This is a genomic window from Paenibacillus sp. NRS-1782, from assembly GCF_050467685.1.
Classification (GTDB): domain Bacteria; phylum Bacillota; class Bacilli; order Paenibacillales; family Paenibacillaceae; genus Paenibacillus; species Paenibacillus terrae_A.
The window spans coordinates 19,055-39,723 of record NZ_JBITPH010000019.1; the positions used below are offsets into that span (position 1 = coordinate 19,055).

Below are 20,669 nucleotides of genomic sequence, written 5' to 3' on the forward strand. Positions count from 1 at the left end.
TGTTTTTTGTTGAGGTGAATATCAAATGGATGAAATCGATGAATCAAAACAAATTGTATTACAAATCGGCGGTGTCTTGAAAAAGTACAGAAAAGAAAAAAACATGAGCTTAGACGACTTAGCGGAATTAACGGGTGTAAGCAAACTTACTCTGGGGAATATCGAACGTGGCGATACAAATCCAACTTTGGCGATTATATGGAAAATTTCAAAAGGCATATCTTTACCGCTATTGGCTTTGTTGAAATCAGAAGACCCTGTTAGTTTGTATCGAGCAGGCGAAGGACTGCGGTTTTCTAATGATCAAAAAAATTGGATCATTGAACCAGTCTTTAAAAACGCAAGCAACGATATTGAAATGTGTCGGGCTTACTTACAGCCGAATAGCTCGTATCACCCTGAAGGTCATCATGTGAATACAACTGAAATTGCGACAGTAATGACTGGTTCCATTGAAATTCAAGTCAATGGAGAGATTTACACATTGAATCAATATGATACGATCAGTTTTCGTGCAGATTTTCCTCACTCTTATACCAATCATACGAATAGCGAAACAGTGCTCCATATATCCTTAAAATATGGTTTCTAAAAGTCGAAAATTCCACTTATTAAATACAACTCCGAATTCCATGACGGGAATTCAGAGTTGTATTTTTGTTTTTAGATGAGTTCAGGTGTGTTATAAAATACTTATTGATAAAAATGATATAATATAATATACTTTTATTGTTCGCGCGGATGTTATTTCATAGTTTTTCAATCAGCAGGAAACAAATTTTACGTATGAATTCAGTAAGGAGAAATGAAGAATGTCGAACAAACAAAATATAAAAGCCGTACCATCCTCTATAGGACTGATAATTCTCGGCATTATTGTTATTGCAGCTAATTTACGTGCTCCCTTAACCTCAGTCGGTCCTTTAGTGAGTCTCATAAGGGATGACGTTCGTATTTCAAATACATTAGCAGGCCTGATAACAACGCTACCTTTGCTTGCCTTTGCTTTATTATCGCCTCTAGTACCAAAATTAGGACGAAGGTATGGGATTGAACGTATCATTTTGATTGCCCTAACCTTTCTGACTGTGGGCATTGTAATACGTTCTTTATCTGGCGCAGCTAATCTGTATATAGGGACAGCAATTCTTGGATTCGCAATTGCCGTATGTAATGTATTATTGCCAAGTTTAATCAAAAGGGATTTCCCAAATAAAATAGGCTCCATGATAGGTGTTTACTCAATTTCAATGAGTTTATTTGGAGCAATCGCATCGGGAATCAGTGTACCACTAGCCATGAACGCAGGTCTAAAATGGCAGGGAGCATTGGGAATATGGGGGATTCTAAGCTTTGTATCGATTCTCTGTTGGTTACCCCAATTAAGAAATCAAACGAAGCAAACAACCACGACGAGTCAACAAATGGCCAGCAACGATGTGAATGTTTGGCGATCCCCTCTTGCCTGGCAAGTAACCTTGTTTATGGGTATACAGTCCATGGTTTTCTATGTGTTGATCGCATGGTTGCCTGAAATTTTAAAGCAGCAAGGAATTGACTCAAACCAATCAGGATGGTACCTTTCGATAATGCAGTTAGCTCTGCTTCCATTTACCTTTATTGTCCCCGTTATTGCTGGGCGCATGTCTAGCCAACGTTTGTTAGTGGTCATCACAATCATTTTGCTTTTGACGGGAACGCTCGGACTTCTATACGGAAGCTCCAATATCATTCTGTTGTGGATTATAATACTCGGAATTGGTGGAGGCTGCGCCTTTAGTTTGTCCATGATGTTTTTCGGTTTACGTACTAAAAATGCGCATCAAGCAGCGGAACTGTCTGGCATGGCGCAATCGATCGGATATCTTCTTGCCGCAATCGGTCCTGCCCTTATAGGATTTCTGCATGATGCGACAAATAGTTGGAATCTGCCACTTTTCATTCTGCTTGGCGCTTCGGTCTTACTCTTTTTAGTCGGTATAGGAGCAGCAAGAAACCGTTTTGTAGGTAGCCGAAATAGTTACGAGCTGCCACGGAAAGGACGATAAATATGTTTGACAAAATTATTGTGGCAATTGATAAGGCTGAAATAACGAACAAACTCCTCGATGCAACCGTTGAAATAGCTCGAAACAAACAAACTCAAGTTACCTTGGTTAATGTCAGCCAGGAATATGTATCGAATGGCATGACTTATTTACCAGGGAATTTCTTGGAAGAAATATTGAATGAAATGGAGAAAGCGAGTTTGGAACAGTTGCAACAAGCCAAATCCAAATTAGAATCTGCGGGGATTAACCCGGAAACACTTCATCTTAAGGGAGATCCTGCACATGAAATATTAAATTATGCAAGAGATTCCGAGCAGCAACTCATTATTATTGGAAGCCGTGGGCTAAGTGGCATAAAAGAAATGATGCTTGGAAGTGTCAGCCACAAGGTTTCATAGCTATCAAGTTGCCCAGTCTAATACTTTATTTTCTTTCTACAATAACAAAAGTATGTTTCTTAGTAGAAACAAAGCCTGATGAACAAGTGTCATCAGGCTTTGCTAAAATCAGGACGGCTGCTTTGGTTTAAATAGAGAACACGAAAAAGGCCGAACGAATAGGTTTCGCTCAGCCCTTTTTAACGTTATCCACAATTTTTGCACATGTTGTACGCAATTTATCCACTGATTCATAATATTTATCCACAAAACAAACAGTTGTTATACACAATTTGTGCACAAGTTGTAGACAACATAGGATATATCCACGCTTTATGCACAGTTTGTGCACAATATATCAACAAGATATACTTATCTGTGGATATTTCATTCAGATACTTACTTTCCCATGTTAACGATCTCCGCGTTGTAAACGACGGCGTGGGTGTGTAATTTTACCCTTTTTATCCTCGTCATCCTCTTTGGGGACAAGTCGTTCATCGGTACGTCCGTCATGATGATTGTCAAAGGCATATTCGGTCATTTTCCACTCGGAATCGCCTAGAACAACATCGGCGGGAAAATGCTGTCCCCGATGTAAATGCTGCTCATGTCCGTCCTCATCGACATAAATACCGTCTACTTCTACCTTCTCACCCGTTAGCGGGAGCAAATCCTTTCCTTTGCGTTCCATTGGTATCCCCTCCGTCTGACTTATTCCATGTTAATTTGTCCGTATGAAAGGGGTTTTATCCACAAGCTGGTGTAAAATATCCTCGGCAATCCGGTCTGCGGGATGCGGTTTGCGCAGCTGCTCAATGGACTGTTTCATTCCTATAGCGAGAGAGGGATTGGAGAGCAGGTCGACGCAATGGTGAATCAGCTCTTGCGTATTACGGGCAATGCGAGCGGCTCCTTTTTGCTCCAGATACAGGGCGTTATTCAGCTCCTGACCGGGTACAGGCTTGAACACAAGAATGGGTAATCCAGAGGCTATGCTTTCCGAGAGTGTGATGCCGCCGGGCTTGGTAATGACCATATCGCTTGCGCGCATGAGTGTGGGTACATAGTCGATGAATCCGAAGATGCAGATATCGGGGTGATCTGCATACAGCGCATCCAACTCGGCTTTTAGCTGCGGATTACGTCCGCAAACGATCAGTAGCCGAAGTTGCGGGAGACGACTCAATTGCCAACAGATGTCCAATATACCGGACATCACGCCATAGGCACCTGCCATGATAAGCAGTGTTGTAGTTCCCGGATCTGACGGAGGGATTGAGTAATCCTCAACCACATCAGCATCTTCTGGATCAGTTTCTTCGGCAAACCTTTTATAAAACGAAGCATGAATCGGAATCCCTGTGGCGACAATCCGTTCGAGAGAGATTCCTCGCTGTGCGGCTTCCTGCTGTATATCCTCGGTTGCCACATAGTAGCGGTCGATATCGGGATGCAGCCAGCGTCCGTGCAGATCAAAATCCGTAACCACGTTCACAATGGGCAGCTTCATCCCCAATTTGCGGCGTAACGCCGGGAGAGCGAGCTGAGGGAACGTATGTATGACAAGGTCAGGCTTCTCCTTTTCCAGAGTGAGCGCAAGCTGGCGCATCCCAAAGGAATGCAGCACACTGCCAAAGGCTGATTTTGCCTGCATTTCACGGGTTATGTTATAGACCCAACCGTAAAGCCCGGGAATGGTTTTGAAGCTTTGCATATAGACAAATTTTGTTAAATTGTTCAACCAGGGATGGGATTCAGCCATCAGGTCGAGTAACTGAACCTCGCAGCGACCGAGCCTCCGCAAGCTGTCCATAATAGCTCGTGCGGCTTGCACATGGCCTTCTCCGTAGCTGGCATACAATATTAAAATTTTTGGTGCTGCGGCTTCCATCATGTCTAGCCCCCTATTATTCAATAAGCACATGTAGCTCATTTCAGGAACGTTCGCATCCATTCTTAATTGTATGTTTATTTATTTTACCCCAAACACATACGCCGCAAAAGCCGATAAATAGGGTATACCCTCCTGTAACAGCCAAGATGGCAACCCCCAATATGATGTGTAGCGTAAAATTTGGGTAAATTAGATGTAAAATTTCTGGAAAGCTGAAAGCTGTACCTGAATATGTTATAATGGGGAAGTGATTCAGCCAATAGAAATTCGGTTAATAATAGTGTCAGGTACATGCCTTGCATAAGGCATTCCCGACCTAAGCTGCATTAAGACATACTACTTCACTGCATAAGGACATCAATACTTTTCGGCATTCTCTTCAACGGAGCACTTATTTTCAACGTTTTGGGAGGGAGTAACATGGCAACGAAAGGTCACAATGAAGTTAAGGAAAGTCTGCGGGAAATGACTCGAATTTTCCGGCCTAAGGATCCCAAAAAATTTGTAAAGGAATATGTGCGAAAATACCGGATTACAGGAGGGTATGAGGAAGAGTTGACCATGGTGGTGGAAAACGAACTCGGTCGCATAAATTCTTCAGTATCTTAAAGGGTTCGATGACCCGCAAAACATAGGAATACGACTTTTATAAACCGTCTATCCACAGAGGAGACGGTTTTTTTGTGTCCGCCCTGCATACAATGGGATAGGTTTAGTGAATTTGTATGCCTAAAGGAGGCGGATTCCAATGGAGGAGATAGCCATACGGACACGAGAGGAAATCGGCTATATGAGGGAGGCTGGACGTATTTTGGCCGATTGCCATCGTGCGTTGGAGAGTCGTATCCTTCCGGGAATGACCACGCTGGAAATTGATGCGTGGGTAGAGCAATTTTTGAGCAAGCGGGGAGCCACGCCTGAGCAAAAAGGCTATAAGGGCTTTCCTTATGCCACCTGCGCTTCGGTCAACGAGGTGGTATGCCACGGCTTTCCCTCGGAGCGGGTGCTTCATGATGGGGATATTGTGACCATCGACATCGTCGTCAATAAGGACGGCTGGCTGGCTGACCGGGGCTGGACCTATGCAGTAGGTAACGTCAGTCGCCCGGTAGCGAGGCTGCTACGGCAAACGCATAAGGCACTGGTACGCGGAATTGAGGTTGCCCGTCCAGGCAGGACGCTGGGGGACATCGGGCACGCAGTGGAAAAAACCACGGGATGGCGACGGTACGGCATCGTGAAGCCCTTGATCGGGCACGGTATTGGTCGTCAGATGCACGAGCCGCCAGATGTTTTGCACTATGGTCGTGCCGGAACGGGGTTACCGCTGCGCGAAGGGATGGTGATTACCATCGAGCCGGTATTTACCCTCGGAACGGAGGGGGCTGTATTGTGGGAGGATGATGGATGGACCATCACCTCGGCGGACGGCAGTTGGGGCGCACAATATGAGCACACGATTGCGATCACGAAGAACGGCCCGTACATTTTGACCGCATAAGGATCGGTACAGCCATAGGGAGTCCCATTTGACCTGGCATGTGCGGGGGACTCTCTTGGCAGGTTTTTTATTTCAGGAGGACACGTTCATCGTGTTCAAAGAGATTTTCCGGTAAAGCCACAGATAGATACCTAACTCGACGGGTGAGGAAACGGCCATAACGATTCCTGCCACCTGTCCATCCAGCCCCGGAAAAAAGGAGATGCATAGAATGAGCGCGAGAATCGCAAAGGAAACGGAGAACAATCTGCCGATGAAAATAGGTTTGGTATTGCCGATCAATATCGACCGTCCGATGAAATATTCTACCCATGGATAAAATGCTACATAGATTGAAAGTATGCGAAGCAAGCCTCTCGTTTCTACCAGCAGCTCCCCTTCCAGTCCCAACACATTCTGCAAAATAGGGTCACCTGCAAATTCAAAGGACAACAGCAGCAATAATAACGGCGACAGGCCGGACAGAACGCTCAAAAATATCAGCACCTCCCGACGCTTGCTCGTATAGAATTGAATGACGATCTGATGCAGGGAGCTGCAAAACCAGACGAACAGATTCAGGATTTGCAGAGCCACGGAGAAGGAGGCTACGGCCAATAATGGATCGGTTGTATTGTTCAGCGCAGCTTGTATGGACGGATTCAGAACAACTAGCACCAGCGCCGAATACAGCAAGGGGAGATAAAAAGGAAGCAGATGCCTTGCACGGTGGATGGTTTGCTCGCCGTTGTCAGGTGGCAGCTTTCTTTTCAAAACGCGACCTTCCAAAAAGGTAATGACCAGTTCAATGAAGATACCTGCAATAAAAATGGCAGCGCCAATTCGCCCGTCATTTGTCCAGCCGGCCCGAATTAGAAACCAGGATGCGATTAGCATCGTGACAATACGAATAGATGAGCTGAACGTCATCCAGGCCGTCCGGTGCTTGTTAATGATAAGCCCCTGATAGATGTTGCGGACGGCTACTAATATGTATAGCAGAGTAAGCACCTGAAACACACCTTTGGTGGGTTCGATCAAGGCCGGAGATACGCCAAATACATAGTGAAAAATCAGATTACCAGCAGGTGTAAGACCAATACTCCAGCCGATGACCAGTACAGCCGCCGCTACACACGCACATAAAATACCGATGGAGCGAACAGATTGGCGGTCATATCCGAATTTCGTGGTCATCTGTCGAACGGCGGTTAACGGGGTTTCCAGCAGCAGGCACAGGCTGACTGCCACCGCATAGCTGCTCAATGTGAACGAGGGATGCTCCGAGCGTGCGAGCACAGCATTGACGATGACATGGGTCAGCGCGGCAATCAATGATGAGATGCCAAGTGGAACGTAGAATGAAATAATTTTATTCAAGTCAAATCCTCCAGTAATGAATGATGAGTAAAGGGAATGCCGTTGCATGGAACTTCCTTAAACAATGGTAATTCTTATTATAGATCAAGAATGGGCTCGTCGGTATAATAGAGAGCATAATATTGGAAATGGAAGTGGAGTCAAAATGATGATCAGAGAAGCGACGATATCAGATACGGAAGGGATTGCCAAGGTGCATGTGGATTGCTGGAGAACCACCTACAAAAATATCATACCCGCTGAAGTTCTGGAACGGCTTTCCTACGAGCAAAGAACAGAGCTGTGGAAATCAAATATATCCAGTGAAGACGATCATCAGGTGTATTTGGTTGAAAATGAGAAGGGGGAAATCATCGGATTTGTGAGTGGAGGGCCGGAAAAGTCAGGTGAATATCCCCCGTATGAGGGAGAGATAACGGCTATTTATGTGTTAAAAGAATACCATAGTCTAGGATTGGGGAAGCAATTATTCATGCATCTTTTTCAACATTTAAGCAGTATGAACATTCATTCTGCCATCGTCTGGGTGCTAGCAGATAATCCGGCTTGCTATTTTTATAAACAACTGGGAGCCAAGCTTGTAGTAGAGCAGCATCTTATAAAAATGGGTGGAAAAAACTTGAATATGGTGGCTTACGGGTGGGAAAATACATAGCGGACTGTGAAAATGGAAAGAAGTCTTTCTCTACATGTAATGTGGAGGAAGACTCCTTTGATGATGTTAGCTGGAGGCGACAGGAATCCAGCGAGCAATCTTTTTGTAGTGGATATTGATTACTCGGATAAAATCCGTTTCTGTCCTTCCAGGGCGCGAATGGGCGCGATATTTTGTGTGAATTCCAGCGTTCCCACATAGCGGTCTTCTGCATCACGGATGGCAAAATAGCGGATATAGACAAATTTATCCTTAATCGGTATCCAAAAATCTTCAGCATCCTTGCGGCCAGCCTTAAAATCCTCCAGCAGCTTCTCGACGACATGCACGCTTTGCGGCGGGTGGCAATTCTGCACGGTACGTCCAATGACGGCCTTCGTACGGGCGAAGACCCGTTCTTTACCATGGGAGAAATAACGAACGACATCGTGCTCGTCTATAAATGTCAGATCGACGGGCAGATGATTTAACAGCAGCTCCAATTGTTGCACAGACACAATCCCTGTCTCGAATCGCACAAAGCCTTGGGGAGTTCCTGATGTTCCTTCCTGTTGCTCATCCATTTCCACAGGCTCCTCTGCCCGCTCAGGTATCCATTCCCGCTCGGGAGCGGTCAGGCAGAATCCGATTTCTGCGCTCTCATGGGCTATTTTCAGCCACTCATCCTCTGTCAGCTTACCCAGCGCCATCGGCAGAAGAATATTCTCTTCCTTGAATATCATTTCGTTCACTTCGGTCATGATATGGGTGAGTGTCTGCCCAATGAGTTCTTTGTTCCCATCATATTGAGTGAGCAGTTTCTTGGCTTCCTTGATGGCGTTACGAATACTATCGTCTACACCCCACATTACCTTGGTTGGGCCGAAAATTCCATAGCGTTCTAAATAAGGAAAGACCAAATTTTCTTTACGGCTATAGTGCTTATCAAGATCCAGCAGCAGACTTAAATCCTCCAGCAGCTTGTAAATGATTTTGGGACTATCATCCTTTTGAAATTGATCTGCGTGCAGTGCGAGCTGGAAGTTGACCAGCCGTTCAATCTCCCGATTTTCCAGCTTGAAGGTATGAACGGGATGTCCCGGCTGTTCCTCCGGTCCGGAAGGACGGTGAATATCCTCAATCGAGCCTTTGAATATCGACGTGTGGACGGAACAGAGACGCTGCACCTCCGACACGGGGATTCCTTCCTCGGTCATCAGGGCATGCTCCATGGCTGAAATTTCTGCCACACTCACCCCTCCAACTGCCACTGCAAAGCGCGCTTTGACTTCATCTACGCTTTTCCCGTCATGCAGCTCCTTCATAATTTCCTTTAATATTTGCTGGCGTTCTGTGAGTTCCTTCGCTGTGTGTTCGCGGTTATTGATCAGCTCGCTCATGATGGTTCGCTCCTTTATGTTTGAATGCGTTTATCGCCTTGAATGAGAATGTTTATCAGTTATAGGGTAGCATAGGTATTTGCGGGCTTTTGTGATTGTACGCACAATTTGGCGGAGTGGACTGTACGAGCGAATGGGCACCTTTGGGCTAACTTAATTGGAGAAATGTACGGTCATAGTGTTGACAGGTGTGATTCTTAGTTTATATACTGTGTATAAAGATATATACAGTAATAACACTTGATACTGTGACGGCACCTCAGAAGTCATGTGAGGGAGAGACGTCGTTACGGGTAGTGCAGAAGGGACCTGGATAAGAAAATGACAATCATGAAGCAGGCATGGATGATGACCCGTCAGGATTTTCGCAATAATCCTTATGTAATCCTGTGGATGTTACTGTTTATTACGTACCTGGGGTTTACCATGAGCTTTGTTGTAAGTATGCAGTTGGGTGAGAGTGGAGTCTTGAATCCGGCAGCGGATTTTGTCATGCTGGTGCTGATTCCGTTTCTCGGATTCAATTATAACCGACGTACATTCAAATATTTACAGGAGGATTCCTATACGCACATGTTGGCTTTTCTCCGCATATTGCCCATACCAGTGAGTGCGGTGATTATGAGCCGAATTCAACAGGCGGTTTTGGCGTTTATCGTGAATAGCGTGCTATTTTTTATCCTTTTGTTTACGTTGTCAGGTACGCTTCGGGTATATGCTGGCACAGGCTTTTTTGTATCGTTTGCGCTCACTTGGGTCGGTTACGGGATGCTGATTCAGGCCATTTATATTCATTTGGAGTTTCTTAAAAATGGAAAGGGCTATTTTTGGCTATCGCTTGTGATCATGCTGGTTTGCGGAATCATTGCGATTGCAGTTCGAATATACGGGGTGAATCTGGTATCGACGACGGCATATTTCAGCAAGGAGTGGCAGCTATTATCTCCGCTGATGTGGGGAGTGCTGGCAGCAGGGGTTATCGGCATGTTCATGTCCTATCGGATGACACTGCTCAGGCTCATGAAGCGCGATCTGGCTTAGCAGCGTGTATATAAAGATCAATAAGGGGGGAGAAGCAGGTGAACATACCGGTGCAAATTGATGAGAATAGCGCGGAACCGCTGTATGCGCAGATTGAAAAGCAGCTTCGTTCACTCATCGTGACCGGACAGATTGCAGCGGGAACGCTGCTTCCCTCCATACGTGAGTTTGCGGGGACGCTCCATTGCAGCGTGATTACCGTCCGGCGGGTCTATCAGGATTTGGAAAACGAAGGCTTGCTTCGTACCCGGCAGGGAACGGGAACCTTCGTAGCTCTGGTCGAGGAAGATATGCGCTCAGGCTACCGCCTTAAAGCGGTGACCGAAGCACTGGAGACGGCGATAGCTACAGGCGTGGCGGTACAGATGACGGAACAGGAATTGATGGAGCTTTTCGCAGACATGGTGAAGAGAACGTATGAAGTCCAAGCGAAGGAGTGATGCCCGTGGAAACACCAATCATAGAGATGAGCCAAGTCTATAAAAAACGGGGAAACCGGGAGATCGGGCCGATTAATTTGACGATTGAACCGGGCTATGTGGTCGCTTTGGCTGGACATAACGGATCAGGGAAAAGTACATTGATTCATCTGCTGACTCAGCTTATCCACCCGGATTCCGGTGAAATTCGCTGGTTCGGTCAGGCGTACCCGGACGGTATGCCCATAGATACGCGGCAGTGGGTCGGGTATGTGCCAGAGCAGCCGAATCTTGAGGAGGACAGACTTACAGCAGAAGCAGCAGCGGCTTTTCGGGCATTATGGTATCCGGGCTGGGACGAAACGCGTTTCCAGCGGTTGCTGGAACGCTTTCAGATCCCGCAACACACGAGATTATCGCGTATGTCCAAGGGAGAGCGCCGCAAGTTTGAACTGGCTGCCGCCTTGGCGCCGCATCCCCGTTTGCTGCTGCTGGACGAGCCTTCATCGGGATTGGACCCTTTTGCATGGAAGATTATGCTGGAGGAACTGCGAGATTGTATGAAAAATGGTAAAACGACGGTCATTATCGCGACTCACATTATGGACGAGATCAAGCGCCTGGCCGATTATATTGTCCTGATGCATGAAGGACGGCTGCTCGGTAAGCTGGAAAAGGATCACCTGCTCGAAAATAGCAAGGAAATGTGGTTTGAGGGGACGCCAGAGGAAGCATCGGAGCTGCCAGGAGTTATAGAGACAGAGAGTGATGGCGGATTGCAGCGAATTATAACGTTGGCAGCCGGAGAAGCTAGCGTCATATTGGACCAAGCGGGTATTCGCCCGATTCGTATACGGAGTCTGGAGCTGGATGATATTTTATGGCATTGGTCTGCGGGACAATTAGCAGATGGCGAAGAGATTTTGGAGTAGAAGAAGGGGCTGGGGATTCATGAGTATGCTGCAATTGGAGCAGGTAGTGAAGCAATATGGCAACCACACGGCGGTTAATGGCATTTCGCTGGATGTGAACGGCGGGGAGATTTACGGATTGCTGGGTGGTAATGGGGCTGGCAAAACGACAACGATGCGCATGGTGCTCGGCCTGATTTACCCTGATGGCGGAAGCATTCAATATGAGGGCAAGCCATATAGCAAGGAGCTTCAACGGACGATGGGTTATTTGCCTGAGGAACGAGGGTTGTATCCCAAGGTAAAGGTGAGCGAGCAAGTTAACTATTTAGGCAGGCTACGTGGAATGTCGGCTAAGGAGGCGGACAAAAGTTTGCGCTATTGGCTGGAACGCTTCGGCGTGCCTGAATATTACAATAAGCGGATAGAGGAGCTATCCAAGGGTAATCAGCAGAAAATGGGCTTTATTGCAGCCGTTGTGCATCGCCCGACGCTGCTCATTTTGGATGAGGCATTCAGCGGACTTGACCCTGTGAACGTCGAGCTGCTGAAGGATACGGTAAAGGAGCTGCGGGACGACGGGGCTGCAATTTTATTCTCAACCCACCGTATGGAGCATGTGGAGGAGCTGTGCCGCCATATTACGATTTTGCATCGTTCAAACACCGTTGTGCAGGGAAATGTGCGAGAGATTAAAGGCCGCTACCCGCGTGAAAAGGTTCGTCTCATCACGACTGGCGAAGTGAACGGGCTGGAACAACTGCCTGGCGTGCGCCGTGTAGAGCGAATGGACCGGGGTTGGATGCTGCATATTGAACAGCCGGATGCGGCCAAGTTCATTTTACAGACGGCGCTGGAGCAAACGGATGTAGAGCATTTTGAAATTAAAGAGCCTACGCTGAATGAAATTTTCATACGAGAGGTGGGTGATTCTCATGAATAGACTGGGTACGGTTATCGGTTTTACGTTTCGCCAGAAGGCGAGAACCAAATCCTTTGTCATTACGACGCTGGTGCTGGCATTGCTCATTACCATTGGCATGAATCTGCCGTATCTGATTTCTTTGTTTAAAGGAGAAGGGACGGGTGGCGCAGGGGGTTCCGGTAAATCTGCTGCTGAGCATCATCGTCTGGGACTGATCGCCGGAAGCCGGACTGAGATCGCGGATCAGCTGGAGCAATTTACGAAGGCTCAGTCTAACCCGGTAGCTACCTGGGTGCGTTATGACAACGCACAAGCTCCAGCAATGAAGCAAGCCTTGAAAGATGGGGAGCTGCAAGGCTATGTGGAGTTAGCGCAGCCTGCCGCAAAGGGAGAAGCTATTCCCAAGGTAGAGTATGTATCTATTGAAAAAGCGCCGTCCCCGGCTGTAATCACACTGCTGCAAACTGGACTTCAGGAGGCAAAGGTCAAGGCCATGATTGGCGGAAATGCATTGACCCGTGAACAGGTTCGTGAAATAAGCACGCCTGTAACCGTGGACAGCCGAGAAGTGAACAGTCCGTCTGAGGCAGGTCGTGCTGCCGGAACAGAGGACAAAGAAGCTTCGATGATTAACTACGGCTTGGTCTATGTACTCATGATTTTGTTCTTCACCTCGTCGATGATGACAGGCAATATGATTGCTTCAGAAGTGACTTCAGAAAAAAGCTCGCGTATCATGGAAATTCTCATCACGAGTGTATCGCCGTTGACCCAGATGTTTGGGAAAATCATTGGTATCTTTCTGGTGGGTCTGCTGCAAATTGCTGTTTTTGCCGCTGTGGTGTGCGCCAACCTCATGCTGCCGCATAACAGCGTTATCCTCAGTTCGGCCGGGCTGGATCTGTCGCAGTTGAATACCACAGTGCTTGGATATGGTCTGGTTTTCTACATCCTCGGTTACTTCCTGTACGCGGTATTGTTCGCTGCTGTCGGCTCCATTGTCAGCCGTACCGAAGAATTGGGGCAGGCGGTCATGCCGATTACCATGTTGTCACTGGCAGCCTTTTATATCGGTATCTTCAATATCGCCGCACCTGACACGATGTTCGTCAAGGTCGCCGGGTATATTCCGTTTTTTTCGCCGACCGTCATGCTGCTGCGGATTGGTCTGGAGCGGGCGAGCCTGCTGGAAATCTGGCTGTCACTTGCCATTCTGGTCGCCTCCATCTTGTTCTTCGGTTGGCTGGCCGCCAAGATCTACCGTACTGGCGTCTTAATGTACGGCAAGCGTCCTTCGTTCAAAGAGCTGCGTAAGGCGATGAAGGCGTATAAGATATAGGATTGAATTTGATTTGTGTGTGCCTGTAATACATGCTCACACTCGTCGCTACTCTCCTTCGCCTAAGAAACAGAGGTTGTGTGGTGCTTCTCCTTGGTCTTTCCGCGGTCGCGACGACTCAGCAGAAATCCGACCAGAGACGCCGTGGATTGCTGGAAAATCATCCCGAGCACAACAGGCAGCGCTACCGGGGCCGGGAAGTAGGTGATGGCAAGTACTGCTCCCGCGCTGATATTGCGCATGCCGCCGTTAAAGACAAGCGCCGTACGGTCCGCATTGTTCCACCGCATCAGCCCTGAGATCAGATAACCAATCCCATATCCGGTGGAAGCAAGGACGATTATGGATAGGCATACTCCGACAAGCTTAAGATTAAAATCGACCAGATAAGGCGCGATTACAGATCCGTTAATCATCACGACAAGAGCCATGGCCAGCTTGGAGAACGGACCCAGCCGAGGTCCCCACACCTGCTTGATCTTCCCTTTGGTCCATTCGTTCAGCACCATGCCGATGAGCGAGGGAACGACAATCATCCAAAATAGGCTCTGCATCATCGCCCAGGTGTCAAGCTGCACATCCGCTCCGACCAACAGGGACATCATGCCAGGCACGGCGAATGGAGCCAAAATCGTATCGATCAGAATAATAGCCAATGTCAGCGCCGTATTGCCTTTGTAGATGTTGACCCACACGAAGCTGGAAATGCCCGTAGGAATAGCCGCGCCAAGAATAAGCCCGGTAATCGTATATGGATCGTCGCCAAAAGCCAGATGTCCCAGCATCATGGCGAGAAGCGGCATGGCCAGGTGAAGAATAAACAGACAGGCGATCAGCGGACCGGGATGCTTTATCACATGGACAAAATCCTTGAAACCCATGCTGATGCTGCCTGCGAAGGTCATGAAGGCAAACAGCCAGGGAGAGAATTCGGTGTATTCCGTCAACGACGTACCGATCAGGACGCCAATGAGTATGCTGGTGGGCGTGATTAGCGGCATAGCTGCATTTAGTCTTCGATTCAACGTTCGGAGCATACAAAACTTCCTTTTTTAACCTTAAGTATAGACCTTGCACCCCCGATTCGTAAATGATCTGTGACTTGCGGTAGCCCGATAGAAGCAAATTTGAACGCTCCTGATGAATATAGATCAACCCTTCAAATTATTTCGGTATACCAAAGGAGAGCAGCCCATTATTTTTTTGAATAGTCTGGAGAAGTAGTACGGGTCCCTAAAACCGAGTTGTATGCTAATCTCTTTAATAGAAGCATTTGTTAAGTCCAAAAGCTGACTGGCCCTCTGTATCTTCATTCTTAAATAGTAATCGACTGGAGAGTAGCCGGTTGATTGCTTGAATATCAAGTTCAAATGCTGCCTGGATACCTGAACATGCCGACTAAGCTCCTCCAACGAGACGCTGGATTCCAATTGTTCGCTCATATAACGTGTTGCCTTATCAACATGGCTCTGGTACGTACTGTCTTCCTTGCGAAATGCAACAGATAAAACAAAACTCAGCAGATAACGAACAGTTTGCGACACTTGAACTAAATGTATAATAGAGTATGATTTGTTCAATAAAAGGTCGTAACACTGATGAAATAGCTCCAGTAGTTTGACTTCATCACTGGCAGCCATTGTAACATACGTTTTAAAAGGGTCAAACAATACCATGAAATCGTCCATTTGGTCCCCTTGGAGATGAAACCAGTAAATCGTCCAAGGATCTTCATCGTCAGCCCCATAAGCATGTGGCATGTCCCTGGGAATGTAAGCAAAGCTTCGCTCCGTCATACAAATGGTTATGTTATTCTCCGTTCGTACCCAACCTTTTCCGCTGGCACAGTAGATGAATATATAAGAGTCACAGCCATGCGTTCTTTCGCGAAAATGATGACGGGCATGGCTAAAGCAGCCTATATCCGTAATATATAGATTTCGTGTAAGCGGATTCAATTTTAATTTATTCAACATATAGGGTGGAAGGACATATAACCTTTCACCCTCAAATCCATCAGCTTTCTTATTCATAATCTATTCATCCCCCCAGTTGGGCGCAGCTCTAATGAAGAAATACGTATATAATCCATCATAAACAGTGGATTGTCAATTGTCTGTAATGCCGCTTACTTGTAAGCTCTGAATATAAGAGCGACTACAAAGGAGTGATGAATTTGAGCAACTTCGATGCTAAGGCACGCGTGTGGGAGGAGACCGTGCAGGTCCCTACGTACGGCATTGGCAAACCCGACAAAAATCCAATGTTTCTGGAGAAACGTGTCTACCAAGGAAGTTCCGGTCGAGTGTATCCGCATCCGGTAATTGATAAAATTGAGGATGATAAGAAGCTCGGAAATTATCAATTGGTTTTTCTGGAAAATAAATATTTGCGTATTGAGATCATGCCAGAGCTGGGAGGTCGTATTTATCGTGCGGTCGACAAGACCAACGGTTACGATTTTGTTTATTATAACAGGGTCATCAAACCAGCGCTCGTTGGCTTATTGGGGCCATGGATATCGGGAGGCATAGAGTTTAACTGGCCTCAGCATCACCGTCCCAACACTTACGGACCCGTCGAATACAAGCTGGAAGAACGTGAGGACGGAAGCGCGACAGTATGGGTGAGCGAAATGGATCGTATGTTCGGCACGAAAGTAACCGCTGGCTTTACACTTCAACCGGATAAAGCATACCTGAAAATTGGGGCCCAGCTATACAACCGGACTGCCGAGCCTCAAACGTTTCTATGGTGGGCAAATCCAGCCGTAGCGGTACATGATCACACTCAATCTGTTTTTCCTCCGGACGTATCAGCCGTGTTCGACCATGGAAAGCGAGATGTATCCCGTTTCCCGATCGCTACGGGCACTTATTATAAAATGGATTATTCTGAAGGTGTTGATATTTCCCGATATAAAAATATTCCTGTCCCCACCTCGTACATGGCCTATAAATCGGACTACAATTTCATAGGTGGTTACGACCATATGAAGCAAGCCGGGCTTTTGCATGTGGCCAACCATCATATTTCTCCCGGAAAAAAGCAATGGACATGGGGCAATGGCGAATTCGGCCAGGCATGGGAGCGGAATCTGACTGACGAAGACGGTCCGTACATCGAGTTAATGACGGGTGTATATACCGATAACCAACCGGATTTTACTTGGCTTCAGCCGTATGAAGAAAAATCGTTCACGCAGTATTTTATGCCTTATAAACATATTGGTATGGTCAAAAATGCTTCAATTGATGCAGCCGTAAGTTTGGACATGGATCGCAGCGAAGGGACAGCACAGATTGGAGTTTATGTGACTTCGCCATTTCTTAAAGCCATCGTGGAATTAAGCAGCCAGCGGAGAATCTATATTAAGGAATCTGTAGATCTGGAACCTGGTATGGCCTTTGTACAGAAGATCGATCTCTTGGCTGAGGATGAGGATAATGAACTATGCTTAACCGTCAAAGAAGCAGCAGGGAGGGAGCTGATTAGCTACCAGCCGAAGAAAAAGCAAGTTGAACAGATGCCAGCTGCGGCAGCTCCCCTGCCAGAACCGGAGGAATTAAGAACGAACGAAGAATTGTATCTAGCAGGACAACACTTGGAGCAATACCGTCATGCCACCTTTGAACCCGAGGCGTACTATCTGGAGGGCCTGAAAAGAGATAAAAATGACAGCCGCATAAATGTAGCTTATGGTACGTTGCTTCTTCGTAGAGGGTTGTATTCAGCAAGTGAAGCGTGCTTCCGTAAAGCCATTTCGAGGGTAACCTGGCGTAACGCTAACCCCTATGACGGTGAGGCCTATTATCAGCTTGGTTTATCGCTAAAGCACCAAGGGCGACTGGATGAGGCGTTCTCTGCATTTTATAAATCAGTATGGAATGCGGCATGGCAAGACAGCGGGTATTTCTCACTTGCGCAGATTGCGACGGAAAAAGGGAACTATGAAGAAGCATTGGAGCTGGTCGAGCGTTCGATCATCCGAAATGCTCGTAATTACAAAGCACGCAACCTTAAGTCGGCCATTTTTCGTAAGCTTGGCAACTACGAAGCGGCAATAGCTTTTTCCAGGGAAACGATTACGCTCGATATCGCCGATTTTGGAGCTTACCGTGAGCAGGCATTATCTTTAGAGGCTCTTGGGTTACGATCTGATGCTATAACGGTCTTCGAAGAATTGAAAAAATGGATGCGTGGAGATGTGCATAATTATATAGCAGTAGCATCGGACTATGCGGCGGCAGGACTTTATGAGGATGCGGCATTCGTGCTGGAAGGAGCTCCAGAGCAGGCGCAAACCTACCCTATGCTGCATTACGTTCAGGCCTTCTGCTATGCTAAAATTGGCAAGCACGAGCAGGCGAACAGGGCTCTCGCTCAGGCAGCCGAAGCAGTACCCGATTACTGCTTTCCTAACAGTTTGTTTGAGTTAGACGTGTTGCAATCTGCAATTCGAACGAAACCGGGGGATGGAAAGGCTCATTATTACTTGGGCAATTTACTCTATGATAAGAAACGGCACTTGGATGCCATTGCTTGCTGGGAAACTTCACGTTCCATTGATGATACCTACCCCGTTGTTCACCGTAATCTTGCGCTTGGATATTTTAACAAACAAGGCCAAATAGAGAAGGCTCGCCATTCGTTAGAGCAGGCCTTTGCAGGCAATACATCAGACGCGCGTGTTCTTTATGAGCTTGACCAGCTTTATAAGAAGCTGAACATCAAGGCTGATGACAGATTGAACTTGCTAGAGAGTTACCCGGAGATCGTTAAGCTTCGCGATGATCTGTTTTTGGAATATGTAACCGTTCACAATACGATGAAGCAGCATAGGATAGCGTTGTCCTTACTGACAGGCAGAACATTTCATCCATGGGAAGGCGGAGAGGGTAAGGTAACCGGACAGTATAGACTTGCCAAAATAGAGCTTGCCAAGTCCGACCTGAGGTCTGGACGGATTGAACAGGCTGTAAGAGGGCTGCGAGAGGCTTTAGTTTATCCGGAGAACCTTGGCGAAGGTAAGCTAAAGGGCTCCCAGGATAACGATATCTACTATTATTTGGGCTGCGCGTATGAGCGATTGAAATTAACAGATGAGGCAGCGCTGGCCTTTTCCACGGCCTCTCAAGGACTGGAGGAACCCACCAACGCCATGTATTACAACGATCAACAGCCGGATATGATATTTTACCAAGGATTGGCCTGGAAGAAACTCGGTCATGTCAAGGAAGGCAATCGCCGATTCAACAAGCTGATTGATTACGCTGAAAGACACTTGTTTGAACCCGTGAAAATGGATTACTTCGCGGTTTCGTTACCCGACTTTCTTATTTTTGAAGATGATTTGAATATTCGTAATCAGATCCATTGTACTTATATGAAAGCACTTGGCTTGCTTGGATTAGGGCGACAGGACGAAGCTATCCTGCATTTTGAAGCGGTGCTTAAGCTGGAAGCTAACCATCAAGGAGCATGGAATCATATGGACTGGGAGGGGAGCTTAATTGAGTAATCTCTTGAAAAGGGTACCGCGCAAATTGACGATCACAATGTGGGATTTCTCTTGGTATACCATGACACAGGAAGGTGAGCCCTATAGCGATCTTGAAGCCCGTTTTAAAGAAGCGGTCGAAAGAGGCTACAATACGATCCGAATATGTGCTATGCCATTCATGTTGTTTACGGCAGATGGCAAACGCCCCGGACCCTTGGAGTTTGCGAGCCTTGGGGAAGTAGGCCAGCGTACGCGCTGGTATAACTGTCGCGGAGGCGCAGTGCTGGATGGGCATGCTCATTTGCTTGAGCTATTTAGACAAGCAAAGGCTCATAGCTGTTACATTATGTTATCCTCCTGGGAATATCAGCAGAGTCCCAGCTTTCTGGCTCATGCTGAGCTTAGAGATGAATTAGCTGCAATTCCACCTAAGGAAAGATGTATGACCATTGCAAGGTCGATGGATCAGTTGATTCGTTTCGTTACAGCGGAAGGCTATAGAAACCAGATTATCTATACAGAGTTGCATAACGAAGTGGAGTTTGGACAGTTAAACGCCGTCGCAACATCTGAAGGCATAGCAGAAACGAATATATCAGCGCTTATTGAAGCCATGCAGCCCTATGTAGAGGAAGCGGTTGGCTATCTTCGCCAATGTCATCCCGATATGATGATGACGGCCAGCTATACGTTAAATGAAGCCTACCCTAAAGCTTACGTCGCGCGCAATATGCAGGTTGCCCATTTTCATCTGTATATTAAAGGGGTGCTTAATGAGCTAATGGAAGCGGCAGGGCTTGATGATGAGCTGTCGCCATTCCCCAATCCCTTTGTACAATCCCTATTAAGAGAAGACGCACCTCCATTTGCAGAGTGGACCCTGCCTCCGGAGCAAAATTGGCGGATGGAAGGCAATCCGGTTGGCATGAGGCTTATTTATTTGCACGACTGGGTGGAACCCGATCAATGGGATTTATTTTTGTATGATCGGTATGGAGATCATAAAATGGCCATGTTGCAGAAGGCGGACTCCCGATTGGAAGAAATTCATGAATGGACCCGTCATTCCGGCATTCCCATTGTCATAGGAGAAGGCTATGTAGGCTACACGCCGCTGTACGCCCAATTTGAAGAAGGCCCAGTCGGTAAATTTATCGCTGAATATGTATTGCGAAAAGGAATGGCACTTGGATTCTGGGGAATGACCCTCTGCTCCAACTGTGCTCCGCATCATCCATTCTGGAATGATGTAGCCTGGCAGCGCAAGTGGAATCAATTTATCCTGAATTCAATATGAACGAGTGAGGGGAGT

At 47.0% G+C, this 20,669-nt stretch carries 19 protein-coding genes; 13 read left to right on the forward strand and 6 right to left on the reverse strand.

Features of this window, described 5'->3' with window-relative positions; genetic code table 11:
• The first annotated feature begins 25 nt into the window (after window positions 1-25).
• From ACIFQM_RS08300 to ACIFQM_RS08310, 3 genes are all read left to right on the forward strand, one after another.
• Window positions 26-592: a helix-turn-helix domain-containing protein gene (locus ACIFQM_RS08300; RefSeq protein ID WP_134914818.1), complete on the forward strand. Its 567-nt coding sequence runs from the start codon at window positions 26-28 to the stop codon at window positions 590-592.
• 220 nt (window positions 593-812) lie between these two features.
• The gene (locus tag ACIFQM_RS08305) at window positions 813-2,048 is read left to right on the forward strand and encodes a CynX/NimT family MFS transporter (RefSeq protein ID WP_430038449.1); all 1,236 of its coding nucleotides are present in this window, start codon (window positions 813-815) and stop codon (window positions 2,046-2,048) included.
• A 2-nt stretch (window positions 2,049-2,050) separates the two neighbouring features.
• Window positions 2,051-2,449, forward strand: a complete 399-nt coding sequence (locus ACIFQM_RS08310) for a universal stress protein (protein WP_430038447.1) — start codon at window positions 2,051-2,053, stop codon at window positions 2,447-2,449.
• A 391-nt stretch (window positions 2,450-2,840) separates the two neighbouring features.
• Here ACIFQM_RS08310 and ACIFQM_RS08315 read toward each other — a convergent pair whose 3' ends face one another.
• Window positions 2,841-3,122 (reverse strand): transposase, encoded by a 282-nt coding sequence (locus tag ACIFQM_RS08315; RefSeq protein ID WP_430038445.1) that lies wholly within the window; start codon window positions 3,120-3,122, stop codon window positions 2,841-2,843.
• A 30-nt stretch (window positions 3,123-3,152) separates the two neighbouring features.
• Window positions 3,153-4,322, reverse strand: coding sequence for an MGDG synthase family glycosyltransferase (locus ACIFQM_RS08320; RefSeq protein ID WP_430038484.1), 1,170 nt, complete (start codon window positions 4,320-4,322; stop codon window positions 3,153-3,155).
• A gap of 423 nt (window positions 4,323-4,745) precedes the next feature.
• On the opposite strand from ACIFQM_RS08320, the gene ACIFQM_RS08325 reads away from it, so the two are divergent.
• Both ACIFQM_RS08325 and map read left to right on the forward strand, forming a co-directional pair.
• The gene (locus ACIFQM_RS08325; RefSeq protein WP_007428354.1) at window positions 4,746-4,934 is read left to right on the forward strand and encodes a hypothetical protein; all 189 of its coding nucleotides are present in this window, start codon (window positions 4,746-4,748) and stop codon (window positions 4,932-4,934) included.
• Between the two features lie 139 nt (window positions 4,935-5,073).
• Window positions 5,074-5,826 carry a type I methionyl aminopeptidase gene (gene map, locus ACIFQM_RS08330; protein ID WP_430038443.1) on the forward strand — a complete coding sequence of 251 codons (753 nt, stop codon included), beginning with the start codon at window positions 5,074-5,076 and terminating at the stop codon, window positions 5,824-5,826.
• A gap of 72 nt (window positions 5,827-5,898) precedes the next feature.
• On the opposite strand, the gene ACIFQM_RS08335 is transcribed toward map, so the two are convergent.
• A complete protein-coding gene (locus tag ACIFQM_RS08335; protein WP_430038441.1) occupies window positions 5,899-7,185 on the reverse strand; it encodes a hypothetical protein in 1,287 nt (428 codons plus the stop codon).
• Between the two features lie 145 nt (window positions 7,186-7,330).
• On the opposite strand from ACIFQM_RS08335, the gene ACIFQM_RS08340 reads away from it, so the two are divergent.
• Window positions 7,331-7,840: an N-acetyltransferase family protein gene (locus tag ACIFQM_RS08340; RefSeq protein ID WP_430038482.1), complete on the forward strand. Its 510-nt coding sequence runs from the start codon at window positions 7,331-7,333 to the stop codon at window positions 7,838-7,840.
• A gap of 119 nt (window positions 7,841-7,959) precedes the next feature.
• Here ACIFQM_RS08340 and ACIFQM_RS08345 read toward each other — a convergent pair whose 3' ends face one another.
• On the reverse strand, window positions 7,960-9,219 hold the full coding sequence (locus ACIFQM_RS08345; RefSeq protein WP_430038439.1) for a DUF438 domain-containing protein: 1,260 nt from the start codon (window positions 9,217-9,219) through the stop codon (window positions 7,960-7,962).
• A gap of 321 nt (window positions 9,220-9,540) precedes the next feature.
• Here ACIFQM_RS08345 and ACIFQM_RS08350 point away from each other — a divergent pair, with 321 nt between their 5' ends.
• Genes ACIFQM_RS08350 through ACIFQM_RS08370 form a run of 5 tightly spaced genes read left to right on the forward strand, consistent with a single transcriptional unit; the run spans window position 9,541 to window position 13,854 of the window.
• Window positions 9,541-10,260 (forward strand): hypothetical protein, encoded by a 720-nt coding sequence (locus ACIFQM_RS08350; RefSeq protein ID WP_430065254.1) that lies wholly within the window; start codon window positions 9,541-9,543, stop codon window positions 10,258-10,260.
• Between the two features lie 38 nt (window positions 10,261-10,298).
• Window positions 10,299-10,700 carry a GntR family transcriptional regulator gene (locus tag ACIFQM_RS08355; RefSeq protein WP_430038435.1) on the forward strand — a complete coding sequence of 134 codons (402 nt, stop codon included), beginning with the start codon at window positions 10,299-10,301 and terminating at the stop codon, window positions 10,698-10,700.
• A gap of 26 nt (window positions 10,701-10,726) precedes the next feature.
• Window positions 10,727-11,611 carry an ABC transporter ATP-binding protein gene (locus tag ACIFQM_RS08360; RefSeq protein ID WP_430038480.1) on the forward strand — a complete coding sequence of 295 codons (885 nt, stop codon included), beginning with the start codon at window positions 10,727-10,729 and terminating at the stop codon, window positions 11,609-11,611.
• 19 nt (window positions 11,612-11,630) lie between these two features.
• Window positions 11,631-12,533: an ABC transporter ATP-binding protein gene (locus tag ACIFQM_RS08365; RefSeq protein WP_430038433.1), complete on the forward strand. Its 903-nt coding sequence runs from the start codon at window positions 11,631-11,633 to the stop codon at window positions 12,531-12,533.
• On the forward strand, window positions 12,526-13,854 hold the full coding sequence (locus ACIFQM_RS08370) for an ABC transporter permease (protein WP_430038431.1): 1,329 nt from the start codon (window positions 12,526-12,528) through the stop codon (window positions 13,852-13,854). The genes ACIFQM_RS08365 and ACIFQM_RS08370 overlap by 8 nt, the downstream gene beginning before the upstream one ends.
• Window positions 13,855-13,916: 62 nt before the next feature.
• Here ACIFQM_RS08370 and ACIFQM_RS08375 read toward each other — a convergent pair whose 3' ends face one another.
• Both ACIFQM_RS08375 and ACIFQM_RS08380 read right to left on the reverse strand, forming a co-directional pair.
• Entirely contained in the window at window positions 13,917-14,891 is a 975-nt protein-coding gene (locus tag ACIFQM_RS08375) for a bile acid:sodium symporter family protein (protein ID WP_430038429.1), read from the reverse strand.
• A gap of 114 nt (window positions 14,892-15,005) precedes the next feature.
• Window positions 15,006-15,887: a helix-turn-helix domain-containing protein gene (locus ACIFQM_RS08380; RefSeq protein WP_430038427.1), complete on the reverse strand. Its 882-nt coding sequence runs from the start codon at window positions 15,885-15,887 to the stop codon at window positions 15,006-15,008.
• 137 nt (window positions 15,888-16,024) lie between these two features.
• On the opposite strand from ACIFQM_RS08380, the gene ACIFQM_RS08385 reads away from it, so the two are divergent.
• Window positions 16,025-19,375: a DUF5107 domain-containing protein gene (locus ACIFQM_RS08385; protein WP_430065278.1), complete on the forward strand. Its 3,351-nt coding sequence runs from the start codon at window positions 16,025-16,027 to the stop codon at window positions 19,373-19,375.
• Entirely contained in the window at window positions 19,368-20,654 is a 1,287-nt protein-coding gene (locus ACIFQM_RS08390) for a cellulase-like family protein (protein ID WP_430046634.1), read from the forward strand. The genes ACIFQM_RS08385 and ACIFQM_RS08390 overlap by 8 nt, the downstream gene beginning before the upstream one ends.
• Window positions 20,655-20,669: the final 15 nt, after the last annotated feature.